The following is a 24,619-nucleotide window of genomic DNA, read 5'->3' on the forward strand; positions in this document are numbered from 1 at the left end:
TCCTTTTTTAAAAAAAATTCCCTATCCTTACCTTTTGTTGTGGGGGGGGCTAACATTTATCTTTTGGTGTTGGTGTTTTTTGTTATTTTTCTTTAGAACGTCACTTACCACTCACGACCCACTGGACCGAGGACCTCCTCTACTTCAGCCCTTGCAGTGCCAACAGCAGCGGATGCACATCGGTCGCCCCCACGCGGCCGGACGGCTCGAAGGCCGGATCCGAGCACAGCAGCACCGGACCGTCCTCGCCTGCGTCCGGCAGTCGTCCGTGCGACCCGCGCACCCAGCGCGGATCGGTCGGGACGACGTCCATCGCGTACCGGAGTCCGGCGAACTTCTTCGCCAGGTTGAGCCCGGCCCGCGCCTTGGCGAACTTGTCCTCCGGGTCGAAGAACAGCTCGGCGGGGTCGTATCCCGGTTTACGGTGGATCTCGACGCCGCGCGCGAAATCGGGCTTCCGCGCGTCGTCGAGCCAGTAGTAGTAGGTGAACCACGAGTCCGGATCGGCGACCGCGACGAGTTCACCGGCGCGTTCGTGGTCGATCCCGTAACGGGACTGCGCCTCGCGGTCGAGCACCTCGTCGACGCCGGTCAGCTCGCCGACGATCGAGCGCACCCGCTCCAGATCGGCGGAGTCGCGGACGTAGACATGCGCGACCTGGTGGTCGGCGACGGCGAACGCGCGTGACGCCCACGGGTCGAGGTACTCCATGCCCGCCTGGGTGTAGACCTCCAGCAGGCCCTCGCGCCGCAGCGCCCGGTTGATGTCGACCGGCCGGTGCACGTTGGTGATCCCGTATTCGCTGAGCGCGACCACGGTCGCCCCGGCGTTGCGAGCGTCGTCGAGCAACGGCGCCAGCGCGTTGTCCAGTTCCCGTGCGGCCTGCCGGGCCTGCGGCGCGTCGGGGCCGAAGCGCTGCAGGTCGTAGTCCAGGTGCGGCACGTAGGTCAGCAGCAGATCCGGCCGCTTCTCCCGCAGGATCTGCCGCGACGCCCCGATGACCCACTTGCTCGATTTGATCGACGCCGTCGGGCCCCAGTACTGGAAGAGCGGGAACTCCCCCAGCGCGCCGGTCAGCTGGTCGTGCAGCTCGGGCGGCCGCACGTAGGCGTCCGGCGACTTGCGGCCGTCGGCGTGGTAGATCGGCCGAGGGGTCACCGTGACGTCGGTGCTCATCCCCATCGCGTACCACCAGCAGACGTTCGCCGACGTGTAGCCGGGGTGCGCCGCCCGCGCGGTCTCCCACAGCTTCTCGCCGCCGACGAGCCGGTTGTGCTGGCGCCACAGGAAGATCTCGCCGAGCTCGCGGAAGTACCAGCCGTTGCCGACGATCCCGTGCTGCGCGGGCATGAGCCCGGTGAGGAACGTCGACTGCGCGCTGCAGGTGACGGCGGGCAGCACCGTGCCCAGTTCGGCCTGCCAGCCGTCCTTCGCGACGGCGGACAGTTTCGGCATGTCCCGCAACGCCTTCGGGGTCAGCCCGACGACGTCGATGACGACCAACGGTTTCACGCGGACGCCCCTTCCTTGACGAGGTTCGCCTGTGCCCATTCGAGTTCCGCGGCGATCCCGCCGACGAGGTCGCCCGCGTCCGGGAGCACGCTCCAGGTGTAGGTCTCGACTTCGATATGCGGCTCGCCGGGCAGCCCGGCGGCGACGGTGCGCAGGACGTCGGTCGTGGTGGACAGCGGCGCGGCCGGGGCCTGGTGCAGCGGCATGTGGAAATGCACGCGCCACGGCCCGTCCCCCGGCAGGTCGGTCCACGCCTCGGGCAGGTCGTCGGCCTTGCGCACGACACCACCCGAAAACTCGCGGACCTGGTGCAGGTACCGCGGTTCGGCGAACGCCGCCAGCGCCTCACGGGCTTCGGCGGGGTCTTCGACGTGCAACGCCGCGGAGGCCTGCACCTTCACGATGTCCACATCGGACTCTTCGATCGCCTTGAGCGTCTCCGCGGGGTCGGCGAACGACACCGCGAGGTGACAGGTGTCCAGGCACAGCCCGACATGCTCCGGGTCGACGCGGCCGGAGAGCCAGCCGAGCGCGTCGGCAACGGTGTCGAGCACACAGCCTGGTTCCGGTTCGACGGCCAGTTTGATCGGCCGGTCACCGATCGCGCGGACGACCTCGGCGAAAGCCTCGGTGGCGCGGCGGTCGTCCGATTCGGTCCACGGTTCACGCCAAGCCAACGGCAGCGTCGATATGCTGCCGTAAGAAGCATCCTCGGCGAGGAGGTCGGAAAGCACGTTCACGCAGTCGATCGTGTACGAGACGCGGTCGGGGTGTGTCCACTCAGGACGGTAGACCGCGTGCTTGACGACGTCGTCGTGGAAACCGCCGTACGGGAAGGCGTTGAGCGTGTACACCGACAGCCCTCGGGCGTCGAGCTCGGCACGGAAACGCTTGCGCGCCTCGGTGTCTTCGGCGAGCCCGCGCGCGACCGGCGCGGAAAGCCACAGCCCGACGCCGAGCCGATCGGCGCCCAGCCGTTCACGCACGGGCAGCGCGTACCGCTCCAGCTGCGCGACGATGCCGTCGACGTCTTCGGCCGGGTGGACGTTCGTACAGTAGGAGATCATTTGCGGGCACCTCGCAGCACCGAGTTGCCCTCGAAAGTGACGGCCTCGCCGGTGAAACCGGGCAGCGGGTCGAGCGTGAGCCTGCCGCTGAGCCCATAGAAGTCGACGGGGTTCTGCCACAGCACCTTGTCGACGTCGGCCTCGGTGAATCCGCCGTCGAGCATCGCCTGCCCGGTCTTGGCGGTCTTCAGCGGATCGGACCGGCCCCAGTCGGCGGCAGAGTTGACGATCATCTGGTCCAGCCCGTACTGGCGCAGGATCTCGACCATCCGGTGTTCGTCCATTTTGGTGTCCGGGTAGATGGAGAAACCCATCCAGGCGCCGGAATCCTTGACCAGCTTGACGGTGACCTCGTTGAGGTGGTCGACGACCACGCGCTCCGGCGCGACGCCGGCCTCGCGCACGACGTCGAGGGTGCGCTTGGTGCCTTCCAGTTTGTCGCGGTGCGGGGTGTGCACGAGCACCGGGAGGTCGTGCTCCAGCGCCATCGCCAGCTGCTGGGCGAAGACCTCGTCCTCTTCCTTGGTCATCGAGTCGTAGCCGACCTCGCCGACCGCGACCACGCCGTCCTTCGCCAGGTACCTCGGGAGCACGTCGAGCACCTCGCGGCAGCGGGGGTCGTTGGCCTCCTTGGGGTTCAGCGCGATCGTGCAGTGGTGCCGGATGCCGAACTGCGCGGCGCGGAACCGTTCCCAGCCGATGAGCGCGTCGAAGTAGTCGGTGTACGAGCCGACGCTGGTACGCGGCTGCCCCAGCCAGAAGGCGGGTTCGACCAGCGCGCGGACACCGGCCGCGTACATGGCTTCGTAGTCGTCGGTGGTCCGGGAGGACATGTGGATGTGGGGATCGAAGATACGCACTGGCTCAGTTCTCCTTGAGGAGTTCGAGGGCGTCGGCGGGTACGTCACGTCCGGCCGCCCTGCGTTCGTCGGCGAAATCGGCGAGCATTCTCCGAAGCTCGTCGTCCGCGCGGGAAGTGAGGTCCGCGACGGCGGCCAGCGGCACACCGACGAAGACGCATTTGAGGACGCCGTGGCGCCACGTGTGGTCGTCCAGGAACCGGGCGAAAGCCCCCATGGCGGCGGCGACCAGCCTGATGTCGTTGGCGCGCAAGGCGTCTTCGACCAGCTTGATCCCGGCGTCGGTGACTTCGGCACCCGGGGACTCCAGCGCGTTGAGTGCCCGCAGGACCCCGCGCCGCTCGGCGTCGTCGCCGTAGCGGTAGAGATCGCGCAGTTCCGCGGCCAGCGCTGCGTCGTCGAGGACCTCGGCCAGTACCGATACGAGCCGGATCCTCGCCCGGTCGTCGACGGTGCCGTGGACCAGTCCCTGCGGATCGGTGTCCGGGCGCAGCGCCGCACGACCGACCTCGCGGCCGACGGCCGGGAAGATCGAGCCGATCACCGAAGGCTTCTCCCGGATCCGGCGTTCGGCCTTGGCCTGCCACGTCTGCGGCATCGCCGCGGTGAGCGCCTCGAAGGCCCGGCGCGCGGTGTCCGGCGCGGCGTGGCTGTGCCGGGGCAGTTCGACCGCGGCCAGCCCGGTGTAGCCGATCTCCGCCAACGCGGCGAGCGTCCCCGGCAGATCCAGATGCCCGTCGCCGAACTCCAGATGCTCGTGGACCCTCGGCAGCATGTCGTCCAGCTGCACGTTCCACAGCAGCGGCCCGGCGAGGCGGACGCATTCGGCCGCGTTCACCGGCTCGACGGCGACGCAGTGCCCGACGTCGAGCGTGACCCCGAACAGGTCCGGTTCGCCGAGTTCCTTGCGCAGGTCCAGGACCTGGCCCAGGTGCTGCACGAGGTGGCCGGGCTCGGGTTCCATCGCCAGCCGCACGTTCAGCCGCGCGGCGTGCTCCAGGACCGCCGCGACGCCTTCACGCAATCGGGACCAGGCGAGGTCGTTGTCCACAGTGGACACGCCGGACCAGAACGAGACACAGTCCGCGCCCAGGTCACCGGCGATCCGCAAGGCCCGCGCCAGGAAGTCGATCCGGAGCGCGGGATCGTCCGAAAGCAACGTCGGCGAATGCTTGCGCCACGGGTCGAGCAGGTACCGCGCGCCGGTCTCGATGACGACGCGGTTCAGGCCGAGCGACGAAAGCCGCGAGGCCACGTGGTCGACCCGGCGCGCCAGATCGTCGGCGAACGGGTCGAGATGGTCGTGGTCCAGGGTCAGCGCCACCCCGGTGTACCCGAGGTCGGCGATCACCGCGAGCGCGTCGTCGAGGCGGTGGTTGGAGAAGCCGTTGGTGCCGTATCCCAGAGAGAACGTCATGTGGGGCTCACCTTCCTCGAAAGCTTGCGGGCGATCGGCAGCGCGGCCGCGACCAGCGCCGCCCCCAGTACCGAGCCCTTGGCCGTGACCGCCGCCTGCAGCGGGACCATGCCGTGGATGCCGTTCTTGGTCGCCGAGCGCACGGACTTCGCCGACGGGTCGCGGACGGCGTCCGCCTGCGCCCGGCCGACGAGGCCCGCGTAGCCCGAACCGGCGGCCATCGAGGCGGCGCGATGCCAGCCCCCACGTGCCGGTCCGGTCAATGCCAACGTTGTCGCCGCGCAGCTGGTGGCCAGCGCCGCCCGGGCGGTCGCCGGATTCGCGCCGTGCACCTCCCCGGTGGAGAGCGCGGTGACGCCGAGCGTGTGGACACCCACCGCCGCCGCCGCGGTGGCGGCCTTCTTCGGAGAGTCACCAGCTCCCAGCAGGACGTCGAGCGTGCGGCACGCCGCCATCGCCACCGGCCCGGCCGGAGTCGGTTTGAGCACGGTGTCGTAGGCCCACACCGCGCCCGCGAGCGGGACCGCGACCCGCATCGCCCGACGGCCGCCGCCGAGCGCCGCCAGGCCAAGTCCGGCGGCGGTCAGCGCGGCCCCGGTGGTGAGCGCCGCGCCGGCACTCACCCGCCCGGACGGGATCGGCCGCTCGGGACGCTCCACCGCGTCGAGCTTCCGGTCCGCCCAGTCGTTGAGGGCCATCCCGGCCCAGTAGAAGGCGACCGAGGACAACGGGAGCAGCAGCCGTCGCCCGGTCATCTTGAGTCCCGCCGCGGCGGAGCCGGCGACCGTGTCGCCGAGCACCGTCAGCGCGGCGGGCGCCCGGACGAGTTCCACGTAAGCCTTCACAGGGCCCCCGCCCAGCTGATCAGGCGAGCGGTCTGCTCGGCGAACCGGTGTTCGTCGCTGCCCAGCGGATCCTTGAAGAAGAAACCGAGCTCGGTCAGCGCGCCGCTCTGGCCGCCGGCGTGCGCCGCGGTGACGAAGCGGGCCAGGTCCAGGATCAGCGGCGCCGCGAGCGCGGAGTCGTAGCCGGTCCAGGTGAACTGCAGGCTCATGCGCGCGCCGAGGAAACCCTCGAACGACACGTGGTCCCACGCGGTCTTGATCTCGCCGAGGTCGGGCACGTTGTCGATGTGCAGCGGCGCGGTGACGTCCTCGCCGAGCAGCGCCGCGAGCCCGCGTGCCTTGGATTCCAGTTTGCTGTTCGCGGTCACCGGGTCGGCGAGGGTCTCGCCGTCGCCGCCGCCCAGCAGGTTGGTGCCCGCCCAGGAGCGGACCTTCAGCGCCCGCGCGCTGAACATCGGCGCGAGGACGGTGCGCAGCAGCGTCTCACCGGTCTTGCCGTCACAACCCGCGTACGGCAGGCCCTCCCGCTCGGCGAGCTTCCGCAACGCGGGCAGGGTGATCCCGGCGGACGGCGTGAACTCGACGTACGGGCTCCCCGCCTTCAGCGCGGCGTAGGCCGACAGGGAGCTCGACGGGAGCACCGCCCGCGCCGGGTCGGCGAGGGCCGCTTCGAGCGCGTCCAGATCGTCGTGTTCGGGCAGGTGGGGGCACGGAGCCTCGGTGGAGGACACGTTGACCACCACGACCCGCGCGAGGTCGTGCCGCTCGGCGAAAGCTCGGATGTCCGCCGTCAGCCGGGCGGCCGCGTCGGCCTGGGCACCGGTATGCGTCGCCGGGTGGTAGCCGTCGCGGATCTCGGCGTCCACTTCGGCCAGCCCGGACCGCACCGCGGAGAACACCGAGTGCCCGAAGACGCCGGCGTGCGCCAGCTGCTCGGCGCGCTTCTCGAGCGGGGTGTGCACGATGTCGTGGCCGCCGAGGACCAGATCGTCCCAGCCCGGCAACGGAACCCCGGCGAACGCGGGAAGTTCGGTGACGCAGCCGCCACCGCCCGTCACCCCCGCGCGCAGCGCGAGGAGCCCGACCGCCGCGGTAGTGGCGACAGACCCCCTCGCCCCGATCAACCAGATGCCCGTACGCTCGTGAGCAGGCATTTCTCCACCTTTCCAGAACCCGAGAACCCCAACCTCCGATGGTCGGATGTTTCGGATCGAACCAAGTCGCAGTGATAGCCGTCATGCGACTTTCGGCTGGATCTACTCCTCAGTTACTCCCCTTCGCGGTGACACCGGGCACAGTGGTCCATCGCGCCTCGTCGGACGCGCTGCGCTCGACCGCGTCCAAGACCTGCTGAACCCTCAATCCGTCCTCGAAGGACGGTGCGGGATCCTTGCCTTCGCCGATCGCGGTGAGCAGATCGGCGACCTCGTTGGTGAAGGTGTGCTCGTAGCCGAGCAGGTGGCCCGGCGGCCACCACACCCCGACGTACGGGTGTTCGGGTTCGGTGACCAGGATCCGGCGGAACCCGGCCTCGGTGGCGGGCTGGCCACCGTCGAAGAAGGACAGTTCGTTCATCGACTCGAAGTCGAACGCGAGGCTCGCCTTCGACCCGTTGATCTCCAGCCGCATCGCGTTCTTGCGGCCCAGCGCGAACCGGGTCGCCTCGAAACTCGCCACCGCCCCGCCGCTGAACCGGCCGAGGAACAACGCGGTGTCGTCGACCGTCACCTGCCCGGTGCCGCCGTCGCCGTCCGGCCGCTCCTTGACGAAGGTGTTGGTCAGCGCGGAAACCCCGGTGATCGTGTCGCCGGTGACGAACTGGGCGGCGTCGACGATATGCGCGCCGAGGTCGCCCAGCGCGCCGGAGCCCGCCTTGTCCTTGTGCAGCCGCCAGGTCATCGGCGACCGCGCGTCGGACAGCCAGTCCTGCAGGTAGACCGACCGCACGTGGCGGATCTCGCCGAGCGCCCCGCTCGCGACCAGTTTCCTGGCGTGCGCGAGCGCGGGCACCCGGCGGTAGTTGAACGCCACCATGGACCGGACGCCGTTGGCCCGCGCCTTCGCCGCCGCCTCGGCCATCGCTTCGGCCTCGGCGAGGGTGTTGGCCAGCGGTTTCTCGCACAGCACGTGCTTGCCGGCTTCGAGCGCGGCGATCGCGATCTCGGCGTGGCTGTCGCCCGGCGTGCAGATGTCGACCAGGTCGACGTCGTCGCGGGCGATCAGCGCGCGCCAGTCCGTCTCGACGTCTTCCCAGCCGAACCGTTCCGCCGCGGCCTTCGCCCGCACCTCGTCACGGCCGCCGAGCACGGCGAGTCTCGGGATCAGTGGCGGCGTGAAGAACCGGTGCACGCTGCGCCACGCGTGCGAATGCACCGCACCCATGAACGCGTGGCCCACCATGCCGATCCCGATCGTTTCCGTTGCCGTGCTCAATACCCCTCCTAGATGCGTGCGTGTGCCGGGTACGCGGGTTTACGAGTCGAAGCCGACGTCCATGTACTTGTCGACGTTCTCCTTGGTGACCACCGCGGAGTACGTGGTGATCTCGGCGGGGATCTCGTGCTCGGCGAAGTCGCCGGCGCCCTTGCCCTGGCCGAGCAGGCGGGCGAGAGAGATCGCCGAGGACGCCATCGACGGGCTGTAGAGCACCGTCGCCTTCAGCGGTTCGGCGTCGGACTTGATCAGGTTCATCGCGTTCTTCGAACCCGCCCCGCCGACCATCAGGAAGTTCTTGCGGTTGGCGTTGTTGATCGCGGCGATGACACCGACACCCTGGTCGTCGTCGTGGTTCCACAGAGCGTCCAATTTGGACGCCGACTGCAGCAGGTTCGACGTCTGCTGCTCGCCCGACTCCGGGGTGAACTGCGCCGATACCCGCGGTCCGACCTGGAAACCCTGGCGCGCCAAGGCGTCCTTGAAACCCTTGCTGCGTTCCTGGGTCAGCGGCAGCGAGTCGATCCCCGCGACCTCGCCGATCACCGGGCTGGCGATGTTCTTCGCCTTCATCTGCTGGGCGATGTAGTTGCCGGCGTTGACACCCATGCGGTAGTTGTCGCCGCCGATCCAGGTGCGGTACGCGAGCGGGGTGTCGAAGACGCGGTCGAGGTTGATCACCTGGATACCGGCGTCCATCGCCTGCTGGCCGACCGCGGTCAGCGCCTTGCCGTCGAACGGCAGGATCACCAGCACGTTGACCTTGGCGTTGATCAAGGTCTCCACCTGGGAGATCTGCTGGTTGACGTCGTTGGTGCCCTCGGTCGCGTTGAGCGTGACCTCACTGAACTTCTGCGCCTGCGCGCGGGCGTTCTTGGTGATGGCAGCCATCCAGCCGTGGTCCGCGGCGGGAGCTGAAAACCCGATTGTCACTGGACTTCCGGGCTGCGAGTTCGCCCCGGCGTTGGCCACGTTGGCCGCGTTGTTCTGCGCCGGTGCCTCGTTCGAGGTGCACGCGGTCAGCAGCGCACCCGCTCCGACGGCCGCGCCTCCCAGCAGGAAACGGCGGCGGTGCAGGGATTGTTCGGTCATGACGATTCTCCATCCACGGTGATCAAGTACTCGTCTTTGTCTTCTTGACGGAGCGGAACTGCAGTAGCGCGGCCAGGACGATGATCACGCCCTTGGCGATGTTCTGGATGTCGGTGTCCAGGTTGTTGAGCGTGAAGATGTTGGACAGCACGGTGAAGATCAGCACGCCGATCAGGGTGCCGATGAGCGAGCCGCGGCCACCGGTGAGCAGGGTGCCGCCGATGACGACCGCCGCGATGGCGTCGAGTTCGTAGAGCATGCCGTTGGTCGAGGCGCCCGCGGTGGTGCGGGCGACGACCATCAGCGCGGCGATACCGCAGCACAGGCCGGCGACACCGTAGACGAGCGCGGTGTGCCGTTTGACGTTGATACCCGCCAGCCGCGACGCCTCGGCGTTGCCGCCGACGGCGAAGGTGCGGCGGCCGAAGGTGGTGCGGTTCAGCACCACCCAGCCGACCACGAACACCAGCGCGAACATCCAGATCAGCACCGGGATGCCGAGCAGGTCACCGCGGAAGAAGTCCAGGAACCCCGCCTCCGACACCACCTGCGTGCGGCGGCCGCTGATGCGTTCCGCGAGACCGCGGGCCGAGACGTACATCGCCAGTGTCGCGATGAACGGCACGATCTTCCCGTAGGAGACCAGGATCCCGTTGATCAGCCCGCAGCCGAGGCCGACCAGGAGTCCACAAAGGATCATCACCCACGGGCCGTAGGACTGGGTGGCCAAGGTGGTCAGCCAGACACTGGACAGCGCCACGATCGACCCGACCGAGAGGTCGATGCCGCCGGCGATGATCACGAACGTCATCCCGACGCTGACCACCCCGATGGCCGCGGCGAGCCGCAGGATCGTCGAGATGTTGCCGTCGGTGAAGAACTGGTCTGGCCGGGTCACCTGGCCGACGATGCACAGGATCACCAGTACCCCGGCGAGGCCGAGCAGCCGGGTGTCGAGCGAGAAGTTTCGCTTTTGCTTGGGTGGCAAGGGTTCCACGGCGCTCTCCGTACGCACCGATTCGGCTTGGTCGGTCACGCCGCACTCCCTTCGAGAATCACGTCGAGCACTTCCGCCTCTGTCAGCTCCGCGGACGGCTTTTCAGCCAGGACACGTCCTTCACGCAGCACCAGCACCCGGTCGGACAGGCCGAGTACTTCGGGGATCTCGCTGCTGACGAGCACGATCGCGACGCCGGTCGCGGCCAGTTCCTCGATCAGCCGGTACAGCTCCGCCCGCGCGCCGACGTCGACCCCGCGCGTCGGCTCGTCCAGCAGCAGGACCCGGCAGCCGCGGACCAGCCAGCGCGCCAGCACCGCCTTCTGCTGGTTGCCGCCGGACAGCGTGCGGATGATCCGGTGCGGGTCGGCGGGCCGGAGATCGAGGCGCCGCAGGCTTTCCCCGGCGTCGTCGAGTTCCCTGCCCCGCTCGGTGAACCCGAAGGTCGCGTATTTGCTCAGGCTCGCCAGGGTCACGTTGTGCACGACGGGCAGGTCCAACAGCAGGCCCTGGCTCTTGCGTTCCTCCGGCGCCAGGCCGATGCCTGCCTTGACCGCCGCGGACACGCTCCCCGGCCGGACCGGCTCGCCGTCCACCGACACCGAACCCGTGTCCTGTTTGCGCGCGCCGAAGATCGTCTCCAGCAGCTCGCTGCGGCCCGAACCGACGAGGCCCGCGATCCCGACGACCTCCCCGGCGTGCACGGTGAAGTTCACGTTCTCGAACTCGCCGACGGTGGTCAGGTTCTCCACCTTGAGGACCTCGTTGTCCGGGTCGACGTGCTCCTGATGGCGCGGGCCGAAGACGGTTTCGACCTTGCGGCCCGCCATCAGCGCGACCAGGTCCGAGGTCGGGGTCTCCTTGGCGTCGAGTCCGGTGGAGACGGTCTTGCCGTCCTTCAGCACGGTGACGCGGTGGCCGATCCGGCGCAGCTCTTCGAGCCGGTGGGAGATGTAGACGATCGCGACACCTTCGGCGGTCAGTTCGCCGACGATGCGGAACAGGTTGTCGACCTCTTCGCCCGCCAGCGCCGCGGTGGGCTCGTCCATCACCAGCAGCTTCGCGTCGTAGGCGAGCGCCCGCGCCATCGAGACCAGCTGCTGACCGGCGGCGGACAGCTTGCCGACCTCGGTCGACGGCGCGATCTCGGGATGCCCGAGCCGTGCCATCAGTTTCGCGGCCTTGTTCCGGGACTCGCTGATCCGCGTGAACCCGAACTTCGCGCGCTCACGGCCGAGGAAGATGTTGTCCGCAACGGAAAGCCCGGGCACCAGGTCGAGTTCCTGGTACATGGTCGCGATGCCGATCTTCAGCGCGGCGACCGGCGAGGGCAGCGTGACCGGCTCGCCCTGCCAGAAGATCTCGCCGCCGTCGGGGCGGTGGGCCCCGGCGAGCGTTTTGATCAGCGTGGACTTGCCCGCGCCGTTCTGGCCGAGCAGGCAGTGCACCTCGCCGGGTTCGACGTCGAAGTCGACCCCGTCCAGCGCACGCACCCCGGGGAACGTCTTCACGATCCCCCGGACGGATAGAAGGGTCATGCCGGAGCCTCCGCTGTGTCTATCGACGAACTCGTGACTACGGGAACTAGCGTCGGGTCGGCGAAAAGCCGTTCGGTGGCAAGGTGTGCGGCGCCGCGCAGCGGGGCGGTGGTGCCCAGCGGCGACGGCTCGACGCGGCAAGCGGGCTCGTGCCCGAGCGGGCGCGCGGACAGCTCGCGGCGCACCGGCTCGACCAGCCATTCGCCCAGTTCGGCGAAGTAGCCGCCGAGGACGACGAGGTCCGGGTCGAGCACGTCGACCACGGTGGACACCGCGATGCCCAGCGCGACCCCGAGCTCCGAGACCGCCCCGACCGCGCGCTGGTCACCACGCTGCACGCGGTGCTTGAGCAGCCCGACCCGGCCGTCGACGCCGAGCGCGGGATCGTGCAGCGGGTCACCGGGCGAGGCGGCGCCGCGCAGGACCGCGTTGAGCCCGGCCTTCGTCTCCAGGCAGCCGACCCGGCCGCACTGGCACTGTTCGCCGGACGGGTCGACGGTGATATGCCCGACCTCGCCCGCGAAACCCCTGGCACCGCGCAGGATCGCGCCGCCGGACACGAGTCCGCCGCCGACGCCCATCCCGCCGCTGAGGTAGAAGAGCTCCCGGACACCCTTCCCGACTCCGGCGACGGCCTCGCCGACCGCGCCGAGGTTGGCCTCGTTGTCGACCGTGATGGCCTCGACCGGCAGGCCGAGCCTGGCGGCGAGAAGGTCGGCGATCTCGGCGTCACGCCACCGAAGAGTCGGCGCGAACCGGAGGACGGCGGCGGCCGAATCGACCAGGCCGGGCACCGAGACGGTGACCCCGACCGGCTGGTCGTCGAGCAGCACGCTCCTGGCGAGGAAGGCGAGTTCGTCCATGCTCCGGTGAAGCCCGAGCGCGGCGACGTCGGCGGTCTCGGTGCGTTCGGCGACCACGCGGCCGTCGAGGTTCGTGACGACGGCGGCGAAGCGGTCGGCCTCCACGCTGAGCGCGAGCCCGCACGCGCTGGCGCCGTTCAGCTCGACCAGCTGGCTGGGCCTTCCGTTGCCGCCGCCCTGGAGTCCGGCGGATCGGACGAGACCGCGTTCGGACAGCTCGGGGACCAACCCGGAGACGGCCGCCTTGGTCAGCCCGCAGCGCGCCGCCAGCTGGGTGCGCGACAGCGGCCCCGCGCGCAACGCCCGCAGGAGCGCGGCGAGGTTCGCGGTGCGTGGGCTGACCGGGTCGAGCCCGGGTTCAGTCGCGGCCACACTGCCTCATCAGACGAGTCCCCACTTACGGATCGGCCGTAACAAACTTTGTTACTTAGCCAGCGAAAGTAGGGTGGCGGCCGTCACCCGTCAAGGTGACAACAGGACAGAAATGTCGACTAAAGCCCCCCGTCACCCGATTAGCCGTCTCAAACGACGCAGACTTTCGTACGTTTCGAGCGAAAGTCTGTACGATCTTGACGTTACTAATCGGAATCAGGTGAGTGCCCAACGTGCCGTGAGCGGCCGGTCGGATGAGCCGCGAGTGGCGATTTAGCGTGACTGAACGGACGGCACGTGTGATCAGACGGACGACACGCGTGACTGGGTGGACGGCACCCGGACGCGACCGGTCCCGCCGCGCGGCGTCCGTCTGGACACGCGTGTCGTCCACTCGATCACGCGTGGCGTCCGTCTGATCACGCGTGCTGCCCGACGGAGTGGTCAGCTGCTCAGCGTGAAGGCCCGGTCCGTGGCCGACCAAGCGGCCCCGATGACTCCGGCGGTGTCCCCCAGTTCGGACAGCACGATCGGCAGGTTCCCGGTCGCGAGCGGCAGCGACCGCCGGTAGACCGAGCTGCGGATCTCGGCGAGCAGCTGATGCCCGAGCTGCGCCACGCCACCGCCGATCACGACCATGCCCGGGTTCACGAAACTCACCAGCGAGGCGACCACCTGCCCGAGCCGCCGCCCGCCGTCGCGGATCAGGTTGACCGCGCCGAAATCGCCCGACGCCGCCGCGCGGCCGACGTCCTGCGCGGTGATCGCGCCGCGGGCCGCGACGACGTCGGCGAGGTACGTCGACCGGCCGCTGCGCGCGAGCGTCAGCCCGTCGCGGGCCAGCGCGGCGCCGCCGAAGTACGCCTCGAGGCAGCCCGTCTCACCGCAAGCACAGGTCGGCCCGTAGTCGTCGAGGCGGATGTGCCCGATGTCGCCCGCCGTGCCGGCGACGCCGCGGTACACCTTGCCGCCCAGCACGATCCCGCAGCCGATCCCGGTACCGATCTTGACGAACACCAGATCGTCGATGGAGCGCGCGACCCCGGCGTGCCGCTCCCCGAGCGCCATCGAGTTCACGTCGTTGTCGACCGTGACCGGACAGCGCAGCAGCCCGCCGAGATGGTCGCGTACGGAGAACCGGTCCCAGCCGGGCATTATCGGCGGCGCGACCGCCATGCCCTCGGCGAAACTCACCGGCCCCGGGAGGCCGATCCCGGCGGCGATCAGCTTGCCCGGCGCCTCTTCGCGGATCTTCTCCGCCAGCGCGACGACACGTTTGAGCACGGCGTGCGGCCCCTGCCGGACGTCACAGTCCTCGACGGTGTGCACCAGCACCTCGCACGACGCGTCGGTGAGGGCGACCCCGACCGACGTCGCGCCGACGTCGACCGACAGGACCCGCAGGTCTCCCGCCAGCCGCACCAGGGTGGACCGCCTGCCGCCGCGGCTCGCCGACGGACCCGCGGTCTCGACGAGGCCGACCTCGGCCAGCCGCGCGACCTCGGCCCCCACCCGGGCACGCGGCAGCTCCAGCCGCTCCCCCAGTTCGACCCGGGACATCGGTCCCTCATCGCGCAACAGGGTGAGCAACTGGGTCTGGTGCCGGGTTTCGACCATCGGATGCTCCGAGGTGGATGCCGTGCTCATTCACCTGAGCCTACGGCGTTGTCCACCCGCTGTCCCGGATGCCACTGGAAACCTTCACGCCCTCCGGACGGGAACAAACCCACCGGCACCCTTCAGTCCTTTGTGGACATTTCGGCGCGGACCAGGAGCCACGACGGGATCAGCACGATGGCCGTGCTCCCGGCGATCCACCAATGCGTGCCCGCGACGGCCGCGGCGGACCCGGGAGCGGCGGCGAGCCGCGCGGCGACGACCGCGGTCAGGGCCGACGTCCCGAAGGACCCACCTATCCGTTGCAGCATGGCGAAGAGCGGCATCGCGTGGGAAATTCGCTCTTGGGGCACCGACACCAGGCCGGTGGCGAGCGCCGGGGTCGTGGTCAGCCCGATACCGCAGCCGCGGACCACCTGGACGGCCGAGAGCCACCAATAGCTGTCGGATCCAGTGAGCAGCGCGAGCGGCACCGTCCCGATGACCGTGACGATCAGCCCGGCGAAGATCACCCGCGCGCCGCCGATCCGGTCGGTCAGCCTGCCCGCGAGCGGAAGCGCCAGCACAGTGCCGAGTGCCAGCGGCGCGGTCAGGAATCCGGTCACGACGAGGCTTTCGTGCCGGACGTCGAGGTAGTACAGCGGCAGGACGATCATCGAACCGAACAGCCCGATCCCCATTCCGAAGATGACGGCGGCGGCCGAGGAGAACGTCCGGTCGCGGAACAGCCGCAGGTCGAGCAGTGGCGCGGGCGACCTCAGCGCGGTGACCACGAAGACGGCGAGCAGGATCGCACCGGCGGCCGCCGCGATCGGGGCGGCTTCGGCGAAGCCGTACACGAGCAACGGCAACCCGGTCACGGTGAGCACCAAGCCACGCCGATCCAGCGGACGGGTGTCGACGGGCCCTTCCCTCGGCAACCGTTTCCGGCCCAGCAGCAGGCAGAGCAGGGCGAGGGGCACGTTCACCAGGAACAGCCACGGCACGCCGAACCGCTCGGCGAGCACGCTGCCGGCCAGGGTGCCGAGCACGGGAGCGAGGTAGATCGGGATGCTCAGCACGGCCATCATCCGGCCGAGCCGCTTCGGGCCCACCATCGTCGCGAACAGGATCTGTCCCGCCGGGACCAGCAGTCCGCCCGCGGCGCCTTGCAGGACACGGAAGGCGATCAGCGTCTCGATCGAGGAGGCCGCCGCGCAGAGCGCGGAAAGGACGGCGAACAGACCGACGCACACCAGCCACAGCCGCGTCGTCCCGAAGCGACGGCTCGCCCAGCCGCTCACCGGCACCATCGCGGCGAGCGCGAGCAGATAGCCGGTGGCGATCCACTGGGCGGTACCGAGCGGTGCACGGAATCCGGCTGCGATCGCGCCGAGCGCGACGGTGACGACGGTCGACGTGAACATCGACAGGAATCCGCCGAGGGTCAGGATCGCGGCCGTCCCCCACAACGCCGGCGTCAAACGCTCCCCATCGGGACTTCCGATCATCCTACCTGCCGATCTTATCGCTGTTAAGATCTTAACGGTGATAAGATCACGTCGAGTTGTCAAGTCCGATACGGACGGGCGAAGGTGTGCGCATGGTCGTGAGACGGGATGGCTACGTCCGAGCCGCGCTGGAGCTCCTCGACGAGGTCGGGCTCGACGGACTGAGCCTGCGCAAGCTCGGGGAGAAGCTCGGCGTGCGCGGCCCCGCGCTCTACACGCATTTCAAGAGCAAGCAGGCGCTGCTCGACCAGATGGCCGAAACCATGCTGGACGACCGGCTCGCCCCGCTCGACGATCCCGCGGCGATGGACGACTGGGCCGAGTGGCTGGCCAGGCGCGCCCGCACCATCCGCCGCACCCTGCTGTCCTACCGGGACGGTGCCCGCCTGCACGCGGGCTCCCGCCCGACCGGCCGGTCGGCGATGGCACCGCTGATCAAACCGTTGCTGCGGGCCGGTTTCAGCGAAGAGGACGCGACACACGCGATCCTCGCGATCAGCCGGTACACCCTCGGCTGCGCGATCGACGAACAGCAGCACGCCGAGGGCGGCGACGACGAGGATCCGGCCGCCTCGTTCGAGTACGGCCTCGCGCGCCTGATCGCCGGGCTCCGCGCCGACGTCGATGTCGCGAATCCGGACGTCGCCTAGGCGGTGTCCTGTAAGTCGGTTCGTTGGGCTTCGTGATCCAGGTGGTTCCTGACGGTGCGGGCGGATCGGCCTCGTACCGGGTCGTACTCGGCCGCATCCGCCCGTGCCGTCAGGGGCCGCCTGGGCGCGAAGACCGCGAACCGACTTACAGGACACCGCCTAGCCGCATTCAGAGGACTAAATGCGTCACGACCAGAGGTAGCGGCGTTCGGGGCGTCCGGTCCCGCCGTACTTGAGGGTCACCTCGGCCTTGCCCGTCGCCACGAAATGCTCCAGGTACCGGCGCGCGCTCACCCGCGCGACGCCGGTCGCCTCGGCGCATTCGCTCGCCGACATCCCGCCTGCCGCGCCCCGCAGCGCGGTCTCCACCAGCCGCGCGGTCTCGGCGGTGAGCCCCTTGGGCAGCACGGGTTTCGCACTCGGCCGCGCGCCGAAGACCTGGTCGACGTCGGCCTGCCCGGCCTCGGCGAGCCGGTCCAGCCGCCGGTGCAACGACGCGAAGTGAGTGAGCTGATCGCGCAGCGACGCGTATTCGAACGGCTTGATCAGATAGTGCAGCACCCCGCCCCGCATCGCCTGCCGCACGGTTTCCACGTCGGTCGCGGCGGTGATCAGGATGACGTCGACGTCCTCGGTCGCGCGCAGTTCCCGCAGCACCGAAAGCCCGTCGAGGTCGGGAAGATAGACGTCCAGCAGCACCAGGTCCGGTTTCAGCTCCCGCGCCAGGCGGAGCGCGTCGGCACCGGTGTGCGCCACCCCGACCACGGCGAATCCCTCCGTGCGCGTGACGTATCCACTGTGGACCTTCGCGACCATGAAATCGTCGTCGACGACGAGCACCTTGATCATCGCGGCAACCTCGCCGTGAACACCGCGCCGCCGGAGTTGTGCACTTCGACCGAGCCGCCTCGCCGCACGCACGCCTGCCGGATCAGCGCGAGCCCGAGACCGCGCTGGCCGTGCGCGGCTGCCTTCGTGGTGAAGCCGTGTTCGAACACTTCCTCCGCGATCTCCGGGGCGACCCCCGGCCCGGAGTCACGGACCTCCACCCGCACTTCGTCCTCCTCCTGCCACACCCCGACCTCGATCCAGCCCCGCTCACCACCCAGCGCGTCCAAAGCGTTGTCGACGAGATTTCCCAGCACTGTCACCAAATCCGTGGAAAGGGCGTCTTCGACGCGGTCCAGTTCGCTGTCCGGGGCCATCCGCAGCCCGACCCCGCGTTCCGCGGCGAGCGACGCCTTCGCGATCAGCAACGCCGCCACGGCGGGGTCGCCGACACGCGAGCCGACCTCCGCGCGCCACTCCCCCTGCGCCGAACTGATCCGGCTCACGTAGCCGCGAACCTCTTCGTATTCCCCGAGTTCCAGCAGCCCGGAGATGGTGTGCAGCCGGTTGCTGAATTCGTGCGCCTGCGCCCGCAACGTGTCGGTGGCGTGCCTGCTGGCGTCGAGTTCGTCCCGCAGGGTCATCAGGTCGGTGCGGTCCCGCAGGGTGACCACGGCTCCCCGCACGTCGATCGGCATCCGGTTCAGCGTGAGCACCTTCCCTTGCCGCAGCACGATCTGGTCGGCGCCGGTCGCGCGGCCGGTGAGCAGGTCGCGGATGCGTTCGTTGAGGTCGAGGTCCTCGACCGACTGGCCGACGGCGTCGTCCGGCAGCGCCAGCAGTTCGCGCGCCTGATCGTTCACCAAGGTGATCCGATGCTGCGGATCCAAGCCGACGACGCCCTCCTTGATGCCGTGCAGGAGCGCCTCCCGGTTCTCGACCAGCGCGGTGATCTCGTGCGGTTCCAGGCCGAGCGTCTGGTTCTTCACCCGCCGCGCCAGCAGCAGCGAACCGCTCACCCCGATCACCAGCGCGACCCCCAGCACGCGCAGGGCGTTGTCCGGCGACTCGAGGACGCCGGCGAAGAACCCGGGCGACTTCGAGCCCGCCGCGACCATGCGGACGACCTTGCCGCCCTTCTCGTCGAGCACCGGGACGTGCGCCACGATCGAGCCGTCGAGTTCGCCGACCCACGACCGTCCGGAAAGGACGGTGCTGTCGCCGAGGTCGAGCAGCGTGCGCACCTGCCCCGGATCAGGTGACGCGAGCACATAACGGTCCGCTCCCGCGATCACGACGAAATCGACCCCGGAAAGGCTTCGCGCGGTCTCCGCGGGCGCGTTCAGCTCCCACGGGCCGTTGTCGAGGTCGCCCACGATGCCCTGCGCGGCGACACTCTCCGCGACCGAAAGCGCCCGGCGTCCCTCGGTCGTGCGGAAGTTGTTCCCCGCCTGGACGACGGCCAGCACGCCCACCGCGCACAGTAGGCAGGTGACGACTACCAGTTGCCACACGAGGAGCTGGCGGGCCAAGGAACCACGAGCACCCATCGCCACCTCCGCGTGACCACAAAGAACAAAAGAACCCTTAGGCGTCTAAGCGAGACATCTCTGTTTACACGAGTGCAACATGTCCAACCACGCGGCAGAGAGGCGGGGATCACAGTGAAGCCCAGTAACTGGTTGGCCATCGCGGCGGCGCTCGTCGCCGTTTTGCTGGTGCCACCGTTGCTCACCCCGGGCAGCGAGGCCGACGAGGGCTCGCAGATCCGGTCGTTGCGGGTACTCGTGCCCAACGCGCCCGGCGGCGGTTACGACATCACGGCGCGGACCGCGACCAAGGCCATGGAGGACGCCGACCTGCTCGGCAACGCGGAGGTGTTCAACCTCCCCGGCGCGGGTGGCACGGTCGGCCTCGGCCGCACGGTGGCCGAACGCGGCAACGGCAAGCTCGTCATGTCGATGGGCCTCGGCGTCGTCGGCAGCGTGTTCACGAACAAGTCGCCGTCTTCGCTGCTCGACACCACACCGGTGGCGAAGCTGATCGAAGAGTCGGACATCGTCGTGGTCGGCAAGGATTCGCCGTACCAGAACATCGGCCAGCTGCTCGACGCCTGGAAACGGGACCCGGGCGCGGTCCAGGTCGGCGGCGGTTCGTCGCCCGGCGGGCCGGACCACCTGGCGCCGATGCTCATGGCGAAGGCGATCGGGCTCCCGCCGAAGACGGTCAACTACGTCCAGTACGACGGCGGCGGCGAGCTGCTCGCCTCGGTGCTCGGCGGCAAGGTCGCGTTCGGTGTCTCCGGTGTCGGCGAGTACCGCGACCAGATCGCGGCCGGCACGCTCCGGGTCCTGGCGGTGACGAGCGCGAACCGGCTTCCCGGGATCGACGCGCCGACGCTGACGGAGTCCGGTGTGGATGTCCAGTTCACGAACTGGCGCGGCATCGTCGCGCCGCCCGGGATCACCGAGTCGGACCGGGCGAAGCTGGTGAGCCTGTTCGAGCGGTTGCAGAAGACGCCGCAGTGGCAGGAAGCCTTGCAGCGCAACGGATGGACCGGCGCGTTCGCGCCCGGTGAGCAGTTCGGTTCGTTTCTCAAAGAGGAGAACACTCGAGTGGCAACGGTGCTGAAAGAGCTGGGTCTGGCATGACCACGTGGCTGAAAGGACGCTCCGAACTCGGAGTGAGCGTGGTGCTCGTGGTCCTCGGCGTGCTGGTGCTGACCGACGCGCTGAGCATTCCCACCGACTTCGCCCAGCGCGGTCCCGTGGGGCCGAAGGCGGTACCGGTCCTGGTCGGCTCGCTGCTGCTGATCGTCGCGGTGCTGCTGGCGCGCGACGTCCTGCGCGGCGGCAAGGGCGAGGCCGAGGGTGGCGAGGACATCGACCTCACCGCGCCCGCCGACCTGCGCACGGTTCTGCTGCTGTGCGGTGCCTTCCTCGCCAACGCGGCGCTGATCGGCCTCGTCGGGTTCCCGATCTCGGGCGCGATCCTGTTCTGGGGCGCGGCGTTCGCCCTCGGCAGCCGCAACCTGGTGCGTGATCCGCTGATCGCGGCGGGTATGTCGGTCGTGACCTTCCTGATCTTCAACAACCTGCTCGGTGTCCCGCTGCCCGGTGGCCCCTTGATGGAGGTGTTCTGATGCTGCAGCAACTCATCGACGGGTTCGGCACCGCGCTGACCCCGACGCACCTCGCGCTCGCCGCGCTCGGTGTGCTGCTGGGCACCGCGATCGGGGTGCTGCCGGGGATCGGTCCCGCGATGGCGGTGGCCCTGTTGCTGCCGGTGACCTACGGAATGGAGCCGACGGCGGCGTTCATCATGTTCGCCGGCATCTACTACGGCGGCATGTTCGGCGGCTCGACGACGTCGATCCTGCTGAACACGCCGGGTGAGAGCTTCTCGGTGGTCGCCGCGATCGACGGAAACCCCATGGCGCGCAAGGGCCGGGGCGCGCAGGCGCTGGCGGCGGCCGCGATCGGGCATTTCGTCGGCGGCATCCTCGGCACGATGGCGCTGGTGCTGCTGGCGCCGATCATCGCGAAGTACGCGGTGGACATCGGCGCGCCCGATCTGTTCGCGATCATGGTGCTGGCGTTCATCGGGGTGACCTCGGTACTCGGCAACTCGCGGATCCGCGGTGTCGCGTCGCTGCTGATCGGCCTCACCATCGGGCTCGTCGGCCTGGACGAGATGACCGGTCAGTCGCGGCTGACCTTCGGTTCGCTGCATCTGGCCGACGGCATCGACGTGGTGATCGTGGCGGTCGCGCTGTTCGCCGTCGGCGAGTCGCTGTGGGTCGCCGCGCATCTGCGGCGCAACACCTTCAAGCCGATCCCGGTCGGCAGGCCGTGGCTCTCGCGCGCCGATCTGAAGCGGACCTGGAAGCCGTGGCTGCGCGGTCCGGTGATCGGGTTCCCGTTCGGCGCCATCCCGGCCGGTGGCGCGGAGATCCCGACTTTCCTTTCGTACCTGACCGAAAAGCGGCTCTCGAAGCACAAGGACGAGTTCGGCAAGGGCGCCATCGAAGGGGTCGCGGGTCCGGAAGCGGCCGCGTCGTCCTCGGCGGCGGGCACGCTGGTCTCGATGCTGACACTGGGCCTGCCGACCACCGCGGTCGCGGCCGTGATGCTGGCGGCGTTCCAGCAGTACGGTATCCAGCCGGGCCCGCTGCTGTTCGAACGCGAGTCGAAGCTGGTGTGGGGCCTGATCGCCTCGCTGTTCGTCGGCCTGACGCTGCTGCTGGTGCTGAACCTGCCGCTGGCCCCGCTGTGGGCGAAGCTGCTGCGCATCCCGCGGCCGTACCTCTACGCGGGCATCCTGTTCTTCGCCAGCGTCGGCGCGTACGCGGTCAACGCGGACATCTTCGACCTGCTGGTGATGTTCGTGATCGGCCTGATCGGGTTCGCGATGCGCCGCTACGGATTGCCGGTGCTGCCGGCGATCATCGGCGTCATCCTCGGCCCGGCCGCCGAACAGCAGATGCGGCGCGCGTTGCAGCTCAGTGACGGCGAGCTGACCGGGCTGGTCAACACGCCGTTCGCGATCGTGGTCTACGTGATCATCCTGGTGATCCTGTTCTTCCCGTTGATCAAGCGTTTCCTGCCCGCCCGGCCCACCGCTCCCGAGCCGGAGCCCAAGGACAAGGTCGACGCCTGACCAGTGGGAACCCGGCCCGGCCTCGACTGCCCCGAGGCCGGGCCTTCTCCCTCTCCGGAAGGAGGACGCTTGTCCGCGCGAGTGATCTTTCCGGCGCCTCACGGCGACAGGATCAGCCTCATGCAGATCCTTCACCGCCCTCCGGCCGTCAGTGACACCGAGCGGCCGGTTCCCCGCTGGGCGACACGCCTGGCTTACGCGCTCCCCTGGCTCCTGCTGCCGTCGTGCCTGTGGCGGCTGCCCTTCGCCGTCCATTTCGAAATGGGCCAGGTCCACGACGGCGAGATGCCGGACTACTGGCTGAGCGTCCCGTACGTCCTCACGCTCAGTGTGCTTTCCGAAGTGATCGCGCTTCTGGCCATCGGGCTGGTCCGAGGCTGGGGCGAAGTGGTGCCCCGATGGATCCCGTTCCTCGGCGGCAAACCCGTCCGGCCTCTCGCGGCCGCCGTCCCCGCCGTCGTCGGGGGCTTGATCCTCACCGCGCTCTTCACCTCGATCCCCCTCGGTGACGACCGGCGGCTCACCATGTTCGGTGTCGCCGAAAACGCCGCCTACGTCAACGAGGGCTGGGAAACGCTGGCCACGATCTGCATCGCCCCGCTCGCCTTGTGGGGGCCGATCACCATCGTTCTGGGACTCGCCTATCACCGCCGCCGCAAGGTTACGAAAGTATAACGGCGAGGTCGCGTTTTGAACCGGCCGTCTCTCGGGGCCGTTTCAGCCAACGCGGAGTCAGCGACGCCGGCGCTTGCCGTCGCCGCATCCCCCGGGCTCCGCGCAACGACACCGAACGAGGTGAACAAGTTCATGCCCCGTAACCAAAGAACCGCCGGCCGCCATCGCATGGCGCGCCGTACCAAGGTCGCCACGGGCGCCACCGCACTCGCCCTCGCCGTCGGCGGGATCGTCGTGGTCAACACGACCGGAACCCCCGACGCCGCCAGGGCGGACGGAGCGGACAAATCGTTCTTCATCGACATCACGAAGGTCCCCCGCGGCAACAACGTCAACCTCGACCTCGCGAAACGAGGCGCGCGAGGGACGTTCACCGTGGACTGTGGCCGCAACGAGAACGGCCATTTCAACGGCGACAACTTCATCGCGCAGCCCGGCGTCCGCAATGGAGCCGAGCATTTGCACGACTACGTCGGAAACCTGTCGACCAACGCGGATTCGAACAACAAGAGCCTGTTGCGCGCGGGCACCACCTGCAAGAACGGGGACAAATCGGCCTACTTCTGGCCGGTCATCCGGATCAACACCGAGGAAGAGGAAGAAAACGAGGCGGCGAACGAGGAGAAACTCGCCGCCGATCGCGTCGACGCGGCCAAGGACGAAGCGGCCGCGCAGGTCGACTGCCCCGACGTCGCCAGCGAACTCGAAGAAGTTCCCGACCAGGCCATGCCCGCGGTCGACGAAAACCTCGACAAACTCGACCGGGAGTCCGAGAACGCGAACAACCAGCTGGCACAAGGAAAACAAGCCGGGCAGGTGCTCGACGAGCTGAAGAACAAGCGGAAGCCGTCGATCAAGCAGATCGGCGACACCATGCGGCAGGCGGGCAAACCGGTCGCGAAGAACGAAGACCAGCTCGCCGCTTGCGCGGTGAAGCAGAACGGCAAGGGCGGTCTCGACAACGGCGGCGACAACAGCAACGTCAACGCCGCCGGTGACGCCGAGAAGAAGAAGTCCGACGGCAAGGCCGCCGACCTGCCCGGTGTCGACGACAACAACGAGATCGGCAACAACGAGGGCGAGATCCAGCGCGCCGAGAAGGTCGACCTGACCTTCACCAGCGGCGGTGCCCGCCGGGTCGTCGCGATGCCGAAGTTCCTGCGCGTGCTCTACGGCGACGCCAAGCAGAGCACCAACGGCCCGGCCAACGCCCGGCCCAGCTGGACCTGCACCGGCTTCGAGGACCGGCTCACCGAGCTGTACCCGATCTGCCCGCGCGGCAGCAAGGTCACCCGGATCCACTCGTTCCCGAACTGCTGGGACGGGAAGAACACCGACAGCGCCAACCATCGCACGCATATCGTGTTCTCCGACCGCAACGGCCGGTGCCCGCGCGGTTTCAAGAACGTGCCGCAGCTGCGGATCACGCTCGTCTACAACATCCCGCCGGAAGTGCAGGCCGCCGGGCAGTACGCGGTCGACGCCTTCGCGCAGGAGAAGCACAACCCGCGCTCGGACCACGACGACTTCGCGAACGTCATGTCGCAGCGGCTGATGAACCAGCTGGTGAAATGCGTCAACAGCGGTAAGAGGTGCAAGCAGTAGGTGACCGAGGCCCCGACGGCACCGCGGGCGAGGCGGGTGACGGCCGAGCGTGTGGTCCAGTCTCGTGAGTGGCGAGGACGGTTAGAACCGTCCTCGCC

General features: G+C 69.1%; 21 protein-coding genes. 6 read left to right on the forward strand and 15 right to left on the reverse strand.

All coding sequences use genetic code 11. The features are described 5' to 3' along the window. Nucleotides 1-139: 139 nt before the first annotated feature. The 13 genes from ACFWIW_RS15380 to ACFWIW_RS15440 form a co-directional block, all read right to left on the reverse strand. A complete protein-coding gene (locus ACFWIW_RS15380) occupies nt 140-1,513 on the reverse strand; it encodes an alkaline phosphatase family protein (RefSeq protein WP_378369028.1) in 1,374 nt (457 codons plus the stop codon). Further along, nucleotides 1,510-2,580, reverse strand: a complete 1,071-nt coding sequence (gene eboE, locus ACFWIW_RS15385; protein ID WP_378369029.1) for a metabolite traffic protein EboE — start codon at nt 2,578-2,580, stop codon at nt 1,510-1,512. Before eboE ends, ACFWIW_RS15380 begins: the two co-directional genes overlap by 4 nt. Then, on the reverse strand, nt 2,577-3,440 hold the full coding sequence (locus ACFWIW_RS15390) for a TatD family hydrolase (RefSeq protein WP_037346221.1): 864 nt from the start codon (nt 3,438-3,440) through the stop codon (nt 2,577-2,579). Before ACFWIW_RS15390 ends, eboE begins: the two co-directional genes overlap by 4 nt. A 4-nt stretch (nt 3,441-3,444) precedes the next feature. Continuing rightward, a complete protein-coding gene (locus tag ACFWIW_RS15395; RefSeq protein WP_378369030.1) occupies nt 3,445-4,857 on the reverse strand; it encodes an EboA domain-containing protein in 1,413 nt (470 codons plus the stop codon). After that, a complete protein-coding gene (locus ACFWIW_RS15400) occupies nt 4,854-5,702 on the reverse strand; it encodes an SCO3242 family prenyltransferase (RefSeq protein WP_378369031.1) in 849 nt (282 codons plus the stop codon). The genes ACFWIW_RS15395 and ACFWIW_RS15400 overlap by 4 nt, the downstream gene beginning before the upstream one ends. Further along, a complete protein-coding gene (locus ACFWIW_RS15405; RefSeq protein ID WP_378369032.1) occupies nt 5,699-6,856 on the reverse strand; it encodes an inositol-3-phosphate synthase in 1,158 nt (385 codons plus the stop codon). The genes ACFWIW_RS15400 and ACFWIW_RS15405 overlap by 4 nt, the downstream gene beginning before the upstream one ends. A 109-nt stretch (nt 6,857-6,965) precedes the next feature. Further along, on the reverse strand, nt 6,966-8,135 hold the full coding sequence (locus ACFWIW_RS15410) for a Gfo/Idh/MocA family protein (protein ID WP_378369033.1): 1,170 nt from the start codon (nt 8,133-8,135) through the stop codon (nt 6,966-6,968). 39 nt (nt 8,136-8,174) lie between these two features. After that, complete coding sequence (locus tag ACFWIW_RS15415) at nt 8,175-9,227, reverse strand: substrate-binding domain-containing protein (RefSeq protein WP_378369034.1); 1,053 nt, start codon at nt 9,225-9,227, stop codon at nt 8,175-8,177. 22 nt (nt 9,228-9,249) lie between these two features. Further along, a complete protein-coding gene (locus ACFWIW_RS15420; protein WP_378369035.1) occupies nt 9,250-10,263 on the reverse strand; it encodes an ABC transporter permease in 1,014 nt (337 codons plus the stop codon). Then, a complete protein-coding gene (locus ACFWIW_RS15425; RefSeq protein ID WP_016331778.1) occupies nt 10,260-11,762 on the reverse strand; it encodes a sugar ABC transporter ATP-binding protein in 1,503 nt (500 codons plus the stop codon). The genes ACFWIW_RS15420 and ACFWIW_RS15425 overlap by 4 nt, the downstream gene beginning before the upstream one ends. Next, nucleotides 11,759-12,997, reverse strand: coding sequence for an ROK family protein (locus tag ACFWIW_RS15430; RefSeq protein WP_378369036.1), 1,239 nt, complete (start codon nt 12,995-12,997; stop codon nt 11,759-11,761). The genes ACFWIW_RS15425 and ACFWIW_RS15430 overlap by 4 nt, the downstream gene beginning before the upstream one ends. Before the next feature lie 444 nt (nt 12,998-13,441). After that, nucleotides 13,442-14,644: an ROK family transcriptional regulator gene (locus ACFWIW_RS15435; protein ID WP_007034224.1), complete on the reverse strand. Its 1,203-nt coding sequence runs from the start codon at nt 14,642-14,644 to the stop codon at nt 13,442-13,444. Nucleotides 14,645-14,736: 92 nt separating this feature from the next. Further along, on the reverse strand, nt 14,737-16,104 hold the full coding sequence (locus ACFWIW_RS15440) for a DHA2 family efflux MFS transporter permease subunit (protein ID WP_378369037.1): 1,368 nt from the start codon (nt 16,102-16,104) through the stop codon (nt 14,737-14,739). Nucleotides 16,105-16,196: 92 nt separating this feature from the next. Between ACFWIW_RS15440 and ACFWIW_RS15445 the strand changes: the two genes are divergently transcribed. Further along, nucleotides 16,197-16,754 carry a TetR/AcrR family transcriptional regulator C-terminal domain-containing protein gene (locus tag ACFWIW_RS15445; RefSeq protein WP_378369038.1) on the forward strand — a complete coding sequence of 186 codons (558 nt, stop codon included), beginning with the start codon at nt 16,197-16,199 and terminating at the stop codon, nt 16,752-16,754. Nucleotides 16,755-16,940: 186 nt separating this feature from the next. On the opposite strand, the gene ACFWIW_RS15450 is transcribed toward ACFWIW_RS15445, so the two are convergent. Beyond that, a complete protein-coding gene (locus tag ACFWIW_RS15450) occupies nt 16,941-17,603 on the reverse strand; it encodes a response regulator (RefSeq protein WP_240595260.1) in 663 nt (220 codons plus the stop codon). Continuing rightward, complete coding sequence (locus ACFWIW_RS15455; RefSeq protein ID WP_378369039.1) at nt 17,600-19,132, reverse strand: ATP-binding protein; 1,533 nt, start codon at nt 19,130-19,132, stop codon at nt 17,600-17,602. Before ACFWIW_RS15455 ends, ACFWIW_RS15450 begins: the two co-directional genes overlap by 4 nt. 132 nt (nt 19,133-19,264) lie before the next feature. On the opposite strand from ACFWIW_RS15455, the gene ACFWIW_RS15460 reads away from it, so the two are divergent. The 5 genes from ACFWIW_RS15460 to ACFWIW_RS15480 all read left to right on the forward strand — a co-directional run bounded on the left by ACFWIW_RS15460 (nt 19,265) and on the right by ACFWIW_RS15480 (nt 24,521). Beyond that, nucleotides 19,265-20,233: a Bug family tripartite tricarboxylate transporter substrate binding protein gene (locus ACFWIW_RS15460; RefSeq protein ID WP_378369054.1), complete on the forward strand. Its 969-nt coding sequence runs from the start codon at nt 19,265-19,267 to the stop codon at nt 20,231-20,233. Beyond that, on the forward strand, nt 20,230-20,724 hold the full coding sequence (locus ACFWIW_RS15465; RefSeq protein ID WP_007034229.1) for a tripartite tricarboxylate transporter TctB family protein: 495 nt from the start codon (nt 20,230-20,232) through the stop codon (nt 20,722-20,724). Before ACFWIW_RS15460 ends, ACFWIW_RS15465 begins: the two co-directional genes overlap by 4 nt. Next, on the forward strand, nt 20,724-22,241 hold the full coding sequence (locus ACFWIW_RS15470) for a tripartite tricarboxylate transporter permease (RefSeq protein ID WP_240595262.1): 1,518 nt from the start codon (nt 20,724-20,726) through the stop codon (nt 22,239-22,241). Before ACFWIW_RS15465 ends, ACFWIW_RS15470 begins: the two co-directional genes overlap by 1 nt. Nucleotides 22,242-22,361: 120 nt before the next feature. Next, nucleotides 22,362-22,916 (forward strand): hypothetical protein, encoded by a 555-nt coding sequence (locus tag ACFWIW_RS15475; RefSeq protein ID WP_378369040.1) that lies wholly within the window; start codon nt 22,362-22,364, stop codon nt 22,914-22,916. Nucleotides 22,917-23,084: 168 nt separating this feature from the next. Further along, on the forward strand, nt 23,085-24,521 hold the full coding sequence (locus ACFWIW_RS15480; RefSeq protein WP_378369055.1) for a DUF1996 domain-containing protein: 1,437 nt from the start codon (nt 23,085-23,087) through the stop codon (nt 24,519-24,521). The last annotated feature ends 98 nt before the right edge of the window (nt 24,522-24,619 follow it).

The sequence above is a fragment of the Amycolatopsis sp. NPDC058340 genome (assembly GCF_042723975.1).
Classification (GTDB): Bacteria; Actinomycetota; Actinomycetes; order Mycobacteriales; family Pseudonocardiaceae; genus Amycolatopsis.

Coding starts and splice junctions, on each gene's coding strand:
- ACFWIW_RS15405 (WP_378369032.1), bottom strand. CDS start 6,856: ATGCCTGCTCACGAGCGTACGGGCATCTGGTTGATCGGGGCGAGGGGG.
- ACFWIW_RS15480 (WP_378369055.1), top strand. CDS start 23,085: ATGGCGCGCCGTACCAAGGTCGCCACGGGCGCCACCGCACTCGCCCTC.
- eboE (WP_378369029.1), bottom strand. CDS start 2,580: ATGATCTCCTACTGTACGAACGTCCACCCGGCCGAAGACGTCGACGGC.
- ACFWIW_RS15445 (WP_378369038.1), top strand. CDS start 16,197: ATGGTCGTGAGACGGGATGGCTACGTCCGAGCCGCGCTGGAGCTCCTC.
- ACFWIW_RS15425 (WP_016331778.1), bottom strand. CDS start 11,762: ATGACCCTTCTATCCGTCCGGGGGATCGTGAAGACGTTCCCCGGGGTG.
- ACFWIW_RS15435 (WP_007034224.1), bottom strand. CDS start 14,644: ATGAGCACGGCATCCACCTCGGAGCATCCGATGGTCGAAACCCGGCAC.
- ACFWIW_RS15395 (WP_378369030.1), bottom strand. CDS start 4,857: ATGACGTTCTCTCTGGGATACGGCACCAACGGCTTCTCCAACCACCGC.
- ACFWIW_RS15440 (WP_378369037.1), bottom strand. CDS start 16,104: ATGATCGGAAGTCCCGATGGGGAGCGTTTGACGCCGGCGTTGTGGGGG.
- ACFWIW_RS15475 (WP_378369040.1), top strand. CDS start 22,362: ATGCAGATCCTTCACCGCCCTCCGGCCGTCAGTGACACCGAGCGGCCG.
- ACFWIW_RS15465 (WP_007034229.1), top strand. CDS start 20,230: ATGACCACGTGGCTGAAAGGACGCTCCGAACTCGGAGTGAGCGTGGTG.
- ACFWIW_RS15415 (WP_378369034.1), bottom strand. CDS start 9,227: ATGACCGAACAATCCCTGCACCGCCGCCGTTTCCTGCTGGGAGGCGCG.
- ACFWIW_RS15455 (WP_378369039.1), bottom strand. CDS start 19,132: ATGGGTGCTCGTGGTTCCTTGGCCCGCCAGCTCCTCGTGTGGCAACTG.
- ACFWIW_RS15470 (WP_240595262.1), top strand. CDS start 20,724: ATGCTGCAGCAACTCATCGACGGGTTCGGCACCGCGCTGACCCCGACG.
- ACFWIW_RS15450 (WP_240595260.1), bottom strand. CDS start 17,603: ATGATCAAGGTGCTCGTCGTCGACGACGATTTCATGGTCGCGAAGGTC.